Source organism: Micromonospora sp. KC207 (genome assembly GCF_004348615.1).
Classification (GTDB): domain Bacteria; phylum Actinomycetota; class Actinomycetes; order Mycobacteriales; family Micromonosporaceae; genus Micromonospora.
In genome coordinates this window covers 34,886-41,332 of sequence record NZ_SMKJ01000018.1, presented here as the reverse complement: position 1 = coordinate 41,332, position 6,447 = coordinate 34,886, and the positions used below count along the sequence as shown (strand labels likewise).

7 protein-coding genes are annotated in these 6,447 nt (G+C 68.6%); 2 read left to right on the top strand and 5 right to left on the bottom strand.

Annotated elements, in window-relative coordinates; translation table 11 throughout:
- The 5 genes from E1258_RS04205 to E1258_RS04185 all read right to left on the bottom strand — a co-directional run.
- On the bottom strand, positions 1-465 hold a 465-nt coding region (locus tag E1258_RS04205; RefSeq protein WP_132396979.1), incomplete at its 3' end, for a chromate transporter.
- Between the two features lie 22 nt (positions 466-487).
- Positions 488-919, bottom strand: a complete 432-nt coding sequence (locus tag E1258_RS04200; protein WP_132396977.1) for a chromate resistance protein ChrB domain-containing protein — start codon at positions 917-919, stop codon at positions 488-490.
- Positions 916-1,410, bottom strand: coding sequence for a Chromate resistance protein ChrB (locus tag E1258_RS04195; protein ID WP_132396975.1), 495 nt, complete (start codon positions 1,408-1,410; stop codon positions 916-918). Before E1258_RS04195 ends, E1258_RS04200 begins: the two co-directional genes overlap by 4 nt.
- Positions 1,407-1,787, bottom strand: coding sequence for a hypothetical protein (locus E1258_RS04190; RefSeq protein ID WP_165949632.1), 381 nt, complete (start codon positions 1,785-1,787; stop codon positions 1,407-1,409). Before E1258_RS04190 ends, E1258_RS04195 begins: the two co-directional genes overlap by 4 nt.
- Before the next feature lie 123 nt (positions 1,788-1,910).
- On the bottom strand, positions 1,911-3,836 hold the full coding sequence (locus E1258_RS04185; protein WP_132396971.1) for a glycosyltransferase family 39 protein: 1,926 nt from the start codon (positions 3,834-3,836) through the stop codon (positions 1,911-1,913).
- A 646-nt stretch (positions 3,837-4,482) separates the two neighbouring features.
- Here E1258_RS04185 and E1258_RS34345 point away from each other — a divergent pair.
- Both E1258_RS34345 and E1258_RS04175 read left to right on the top strand, forming a co-directional pair.
- Positions 4,483-4,848 carry a hypothetical protein gene (locus E1258_RS34345; protein ID WP_243715167.1) on the top strand — a complete coding sequence of 122 codons (366 nt, stop codon included), beginning with the start codon at positions 4,483-4,485 and terminating at the stop codon, positions 4,846-4,848.
- 143 nt (positions 4,849-4,991) lie between these two features.
- Positions 4,992-6,338, top strand: a complete 1,347-nt coding sequence (locus E1258_RS04175; RefSeq protein WP_243715166.1) for an RICIN domain-containing protein — start codon at positions 4,992-4,994, stop codon at positions 6,336-6,338.
- The last annotated feature ends 109 nt before the right edge of the window (positions 6,339-6,447 follow it).

Sequence of the window (6,447 nt, the reverse complement as noted above, 5' to 3'; positions counted from 1 at the left end):
GCCTACACGCCAGACGGCGTGCGCGACGATCGCGAGGATGGCTGGCGCGATGCCGTTGAACAGCGCGGTGACGATCGTGGTGTCGCCGAACCTGACGTACACCGCCGACAGCGCGAGCATGGCGAGGGCGCCGGGAAGGACGAAAAGGGTTCCGGCGGCGAGTCCGCCGCGTACGCCGTTGAGTAGCCATCCGACGTAGATCGATAGTTGTTGGGCTTCGGGGCCGGGGAGCAGCATGCAGTAGTTGAGGGCGTGCAGAAAGCGTTGTTGGCCGATCCAGCGTTTCTCGTCGACGAGGGTGCGTTGCATGACGGCGATCTGTCCTGCGGGTCCGCCGAACGTCTGCAGGGAGATGAGTGTCCACGCGCCCAGCGCCTGCCGGAACGGGATGACGTCCCCGGGCGGGGTGGACGCTTGACCTGCGTTGGTGGGCTCGTCGGTGTGTGGTGCGCTGCTCTGGGTCATGTGTCTTCCCGGGCGGTGGCCGTTATGCGGGTTCGCGGCCCAGTAGCAGGCCGCGGTGCAGGTACTCGTAGAGAGCGTCGAAGACCGGGCTGCTCGCGGCCAGGACCTGAGGGTCGTCGAGGGTCATGGACATGCCGCGCAGGATGGCGTCGAGGCCGGGGGCTTCGGGCGCGTGGAAGCGTTCGTCGTCGATGTCGGCCTCATGGATGATCTCGGCGAGCCGCCACAGGGCCGGATCGTGGAGGTCGTAGCGGCGCAGGATCGTTTCGAAGCTGCAGTCGTCGCCGTGGTGTCCGAGGTCGGCGCCGCGCATGTCGAACGCTGTGGCGTCGGGTGGGACGGTGGACGGGTCTTCGACGAACAGGAACTCGGCCTGCGGGTCGATGGCTCTTCGGATCAGCCATGCGCAGGCGGCCCGGTCGATGTGCACGCCGGCGCGGGTCACCCATTTCATGACGTCACCTGGTCTGTGGCGTCGTGGAGGGTGGCGAGGTCTTGGACGGCGGTGTGGGCCTGGTCGCGTTCGGGCGGGGGGAAGTAGTCGCGCCGGTTGATCCGGTGCAGTTCGGCGCGCAGCTTGCGGACCGTACGTCCTCGTTCGTCTGCCTCGGCCTGGGCAGCGGCATGCGCCTGCGTGGTGACCGCCTGGTATTCGGCCGCCCGCGCTGTCTGCATGCCCAGGGCGGTTTCGCGTTCCTGTGCGGCGCTGGCCGGGTTGGCCAGCCACAGCGTCGCCGTGCCGTCGCCTTCGATGATCTCCTGCGCGATCCAGTCGAGCTGCTCGCGGGTCCGGGCGTCGGCGGGCAGCGCGACGAGGCCATCACCCAGTCGTGCGACTCCGAGGCGTTCCAGCTTGCGCCAGACGGCGATCCGGGGTGTCGACGGCTCCCTGGGGATCCGGTATGCCAGCAGGACCCAGCGTGCCGCCTTGCCATTCCCGCTCACGGCCGGTCGCCTGCGTTCAGAGAGCGGACGAGCGTGGCTGCCCGTTCGCGGATCTCCTCGCTCATCGCTTCGCTGAACTCCTGATGCTCCAGCGTCCATCTGACGGCGCCCGGGACACTGCCCGGGCAGTCGATCGCGACGATAACGTCGGGCGCTGGCACCGCGCTGAGCGAGCGCGGCGGGGCGGCGTCCAGCAGCCCCTCCACGGGCGTGCCGACGAGCAGCCGGGCAGCGTGCGCGCTCACCTGCGCTTGGGGTTCCATGCCGGCGGACGTCGCGGTCCAGCCGTCGATGCTCAGCCCGTCGAACCACGCTGCGGCGAGCCGGCTCCGGCCGGCGCCGTGCTCGCAGACGAACAGCACCACTTTGTCAACCATCCCGCACCTCCACGATGTAACCATGGTTACAGTAGTCGGGTGCGGGGTGTGCGTCTACCGCCCGGCGGCGCGGCTCTGGGATCAGCCGGGCGGTAGACATGCGTTGAGGTGTTCAGAGGACGGCTATCGGCAGTCGTAGAGGATGTACGCCGGCTTGTCGAACGCGTCGATGACGGCGCAGTGTTGGCGGACCCAGGTGGCGTAGCCGGGATAGTCGGGGGTCGGTTTGCCTTTGGTGGCCGGTCCGTCGAGGAGGGCGTAGCGCAGCTGCCCGTCGCGGGTGAGCTCATCGAGCTGCTGCGGGCTGACGTTGGGCACCTGGGCGGTGAACCCGCCGATGGGCAGTGGCGTGATGCCGCGCAGCTGGAACTGTCCCGCCTGCGGCGACCACTGAACGGCTACCTGGTATCGCTGGCCGGCATTGTTGGCGGTGAGATAGGAGGCTAGCTGGTCGATGTCGGCGGCGGGAATCATGCGCTGCAGCCGGCCGCTGAGGATGCTGGCCGTCTCGCGGGACGCGGGGCCGGCGGCGGGGCGGTGCGCGTCGGAGACCGTGCGGTTGTCGGTGACCGACAGCGTCCACGTCAGTGGGGCGAGCATCACCGCCGCCGCGGCCACGACGGCCGCTGCCCGGTAGCTGACGTTCGACGCCGGGCGCAGCGTAGCGACGGCGAGTAGGCCGGCCACGGCGACGACGCCCGTGATCGTGATGGTCGTGTTCAGGCTGGGCGCGAAGGTGGGGAACCGGCCGCCGAGGTACACCGCCCAGCCGGCCGTCGCGGCGACGGTCACCGGGAGCAGCCACCGCTGTCTGCCGCCGGCACGGTAGCGGGTCCACAGAAAAGTCGCGCCGACGCCGGCGAAAGCCGCCAGCGGCGGGCCGAGGACGATGTTGTAGAAGCTGTGGGCCTTCAGGCTGAGCGCGAACACGATCGTGTGCGCTGCCAGCCACAACGCCCACATCACATATGTCGACCGGACAGATGGCAGCGCCCGGTCAGTGGTCCGTCCGCAGGCGCGCACGGCCCACCGGCCGGCGATCAAACCGGCGAGGGCGAGGGGATACAGCCAACCGACCTGCGGCGCCACCCCGTCACGGAACAGGTAGAGCCATCCTGATCCTTCGGCGCGGCCGAGGGGTCCGCCGACGCCGAGGATCTCGGCGCCGGCGTTGTCGACGCCGTAGCGGTTGAAGCCGTTGTAGCCGAACACCATCGACAGCACCGAGTTGTCGACCGACCCGTCGATCCATGGCCGCGACGACGCTGGCGTGAAGGTCATCGCGGCGATCCATGCCGCTGACACCGCGAGCGTCGTGGCCCCGGCCAGCAGCAGACGCCCCACGCGGCTTCCCCACGGCAGCACGGCGAACATCAGGTATGTCAGCCCGAGGGGCAGCCAGAGTAGCCACGCCTGCGCCATCTTGACGTGGAACGCCGCGCCGATCCACAGCCCGCACGCCAGCAGCGGGCCAAGCCGCCCGGTGAGCACCGCCGTCTGCCACGCCCCGGCGGCCAGCAGCAGCACCAGGACCAGGACCGCGTCGGGAATCTGGGTGCGGGCCAGCGCCGCCACGATCGGCGTCGTCGCGTAGCAGGCCGCCGCGATGAGCGCCGCAGACGGGCCTGCCCACCGCGAGACGATCCGGTACAGCGCCAGGATCGCCCCCACGCTGGCTAGGAGCGAGGGCAGTAGCACGGCCCACGGCTCGTATCCGAACAGGCGGGCCGACAGGGCCTGCAGCCAGAACGTCCCGGGCAGCTTGTCGAACGTGATGGTCAGCTTAGGGTCGTAGGCCGCCGACGCCCACGCCGCCCAGCTGCCGGCCATGCTCTGCACACCCGGGCCGTAGTACAGGTGCAGCTGCATCCGGCCGACACCCCACGCATAGACCACGCCAGCGGCTGCCGCGATCAGTAGCAGCACCGGCCGCGCCCAACGCGGTTGCCCGGCCGGTGAACGCCACACCCTCCACCAGCCGCGTGCCTGCAGCTCTACCGGATCGGTTGTCACCTGCGGGTCCGCGACCTCTAGCACCTGCTGCGTCATGCCGACACACTAGAGAAAAGCATCGATGGATGGAAAAATCGAGATATTAACATGTCTTTAACTCTTGAAACCACGGTTGCACGCTTGGCAATATTCGCAGATCGTTCCACGAGGCTGACGTGCCGGTACGAGGCCGTCCGCGTGGCCTCGTACCCTGCCATGACTCGTCGGACAGGCTGTAGGCTGGGAGTTTTCGGTTCGCGCTGATGATCTCTGGCATGGCCGTGTGGTTGCTGTACCGGCGCTGTTGCGTTTGCGGTCTGGCGGCCGTGGCGAGCCGCATTGGAGCTCAGCTCAGATCGCTTGGGCCAGGTGATCGCCGAGGCCGCGCAGCATCATGGCACGCCGTTCCTGCCCCGGGTCGATGCCGTGGCGGCAGACGCGGCGTTTGTGGGGGCCGCAAACGGAGCGTACGTCCCGGTGTGCGTGCCTACGCGCGCGGAATGCAGGCCACCATCGCGTACTGGACCGGTCGCCACGAGGAAGCCGTGCGGTACGCGATGGCAGCGGTGGACACCACCCCGTCCGGCATCGCTCAAGTGCGTGACCCAGTGCGTGTTGGCCCGGGCCTGGGCGCATCGGCGCGATTGACCAATTCCGCGAGGCGCTCGCCGCAGCCGACGACGCCCGCGCCGTCGATGGTGACTTGCTGCACGACGCTGTCGGCGGGGAGTTCGGCTTCACCGCATCCCAGCAGGCGCGATGCGCGAGCACCGCATGGCTGCAGGTCGACAGCCTGAACGAGGCCACGAAGGCGGCAACCGTTGCGCTGAAGTTGGCCGCGACGCAAGACGCGACCCCGTGGTCGACCGAAGCCCGAGTCGACCTGGCCACCTGCCACCTTCCCGGCGGACGGCTCGACGCCGCGCAGGAGACGCTAACACCGCTGTGGTCCGTACCGGCCGAGTGGCGGCGCACCGGTCTGCTCGGACGGTTGGGCAGGGTGCAGGAGTTGCTGTCCGCGCTCCGTGGCCGTCGGCACCAGTGGAGCCCACGCGCAGCTCCACAGTGATAGCCCTGCCGGGTCGATGAACAGCTCAGCCTGATGAGCACATCAGATGATCTCGTGCGTGACGGCGATATTCGATACGGTGTGGACCCCACCATTTGTGATGTGGAAGGTGGCCCGTGGTCATGACCCGCACCGGACAAGCGGTGAGCCGACTAGCGTGCTTCCGCTCGGTCGCCGTCGCGCTGGCCGCAGCGGTGTTCTTCACCGGCGGTGGCCTGCTGGCCGCCGCGCCGGCCGCCGCCGCGACGCTCGATGAGCTCGCAGGGTCGCCGGCCGCTGCGGATCTGGACGTTATGACGTTCAACCTGCGGTACGCAAGCAGCAGCAGGCCAAACTCGTGGGTGCAGCGCCGGCCGGCCATGCGTGAGCTACTCACTGCCGAGCAGCCGGACCTGATCGGTACTCAGGAGGGGTTGGCCGGCCAACTCGCGAACATCAAGCAGGATCTGGGCAGCGGCTACGACTTCATCGGTGTTGGTCGGGAGGGCGGCACCAGGGGCGAGTACATGGCCATCTTCTACGACAACACCCGCCTGCAGCCGCTGGAACAGCACCACTTCTGGCTGTCGGACACGCCGGAGGTGGTGGGATCCAACACGTGGGGCGGCGGATCGGTCCGCATGGTCACCTGGGTCCGGTTCCGCGACCTTGTCACGGGTGGGCAGTTGTACGCGGTCAACACCCACCTGGACAACGCCAGCGACCTTGCCCGTGAGCGGGCCGCGCAGCTCATCAGGGCTCGGCTGGCGGCCCTGGCTCCGGGGCTGCCGATCGTGCTGACCGGAGATTTCAACAGTGGACCCTGGGCTAGCAGCCCGGTCTACGACGTCCTCGTCCGGCAAGCGGGGCTGGTCGACACCTGGACGGCGGCCGCGGTCACCGGACCGGCGTACGGCACGTACCACAACTACCAGCCGCTGGTGGCCGGGGGCGCTCGCATCGACTGGATACTCGCGACGCGGGGCGTGACGGTATCAGCTGCGGCCATCAACACGTACCACTCGGGATCGGGACAGTTCCCCAGCGACCACCTGCCGGTGCAGGCCCGCCTCCGACTGCCGGTGGCGACGACCAGCGAGGTCACGCTCGTCAACCGGGCCACCGGGAAGTGCCTGGACATGTACGCCTCTTCGCTGGTGGACGGGGCTGATGCCGGGCTGTGGACCTGCAACGGTGGCGCGAACCAACGCTGGCGCATCGACGAGGCCGCCGACGGCAACTACCGCCTCATCAATCTCGCCAGTTCCAAGGCACTGGATGTCGACGGCTGCGGCACCGCGGACGGCACGAAGATCCAGCAGTGGTCGTGGCTGGACAACGCCTGCCAGCGATGGTCCCTCATAGACACGGAGGACGGCTGGATGAGGCTGGAGAACGTCAACAGCGGCAAGGTCGCGGACGTGGCGGACTGCGGCACCACGGACGGCACCGCCGTCCGGTTGTGGGCGTGGCTGAACAACTACTGCCAGCAATGGCAGGCTCGATCCTGACACGGGGACAACTGGCTACACCGTCGAAGTTGTCGATCATGGCGATGGTGATCATGCTGGCGGAGTTGTCGGGTCAGGTTTCGTAGTCGCGGACGAGTCGGCGGTGGTG

Bases quoted from the DNA above. Each gene is read 5' to 3' on its own strand.
- E1258_RS04200 (WP_132396977.1), bottom strand. From the start codon at position 919: ATGAAATGGGTGACCCGCGCCGGCGTGCACATCGACCGGGCCGCCTGC.
- E1258_RS04190 (WP_165949632.1), bottom strand. From the start codon at position 1,787: ATGGTTGACAAAGTGGTGCTGTTCGTCTGCGAGCACGGCGCCGGCCGG.
- E1258_RS04185 (WP_132396971.1), bottom strand. From the start codon at position 3,836: ATGACGCAGCAGGTGCTAGAGGTCGCGGACCCGCAGGTGACAACCGAT.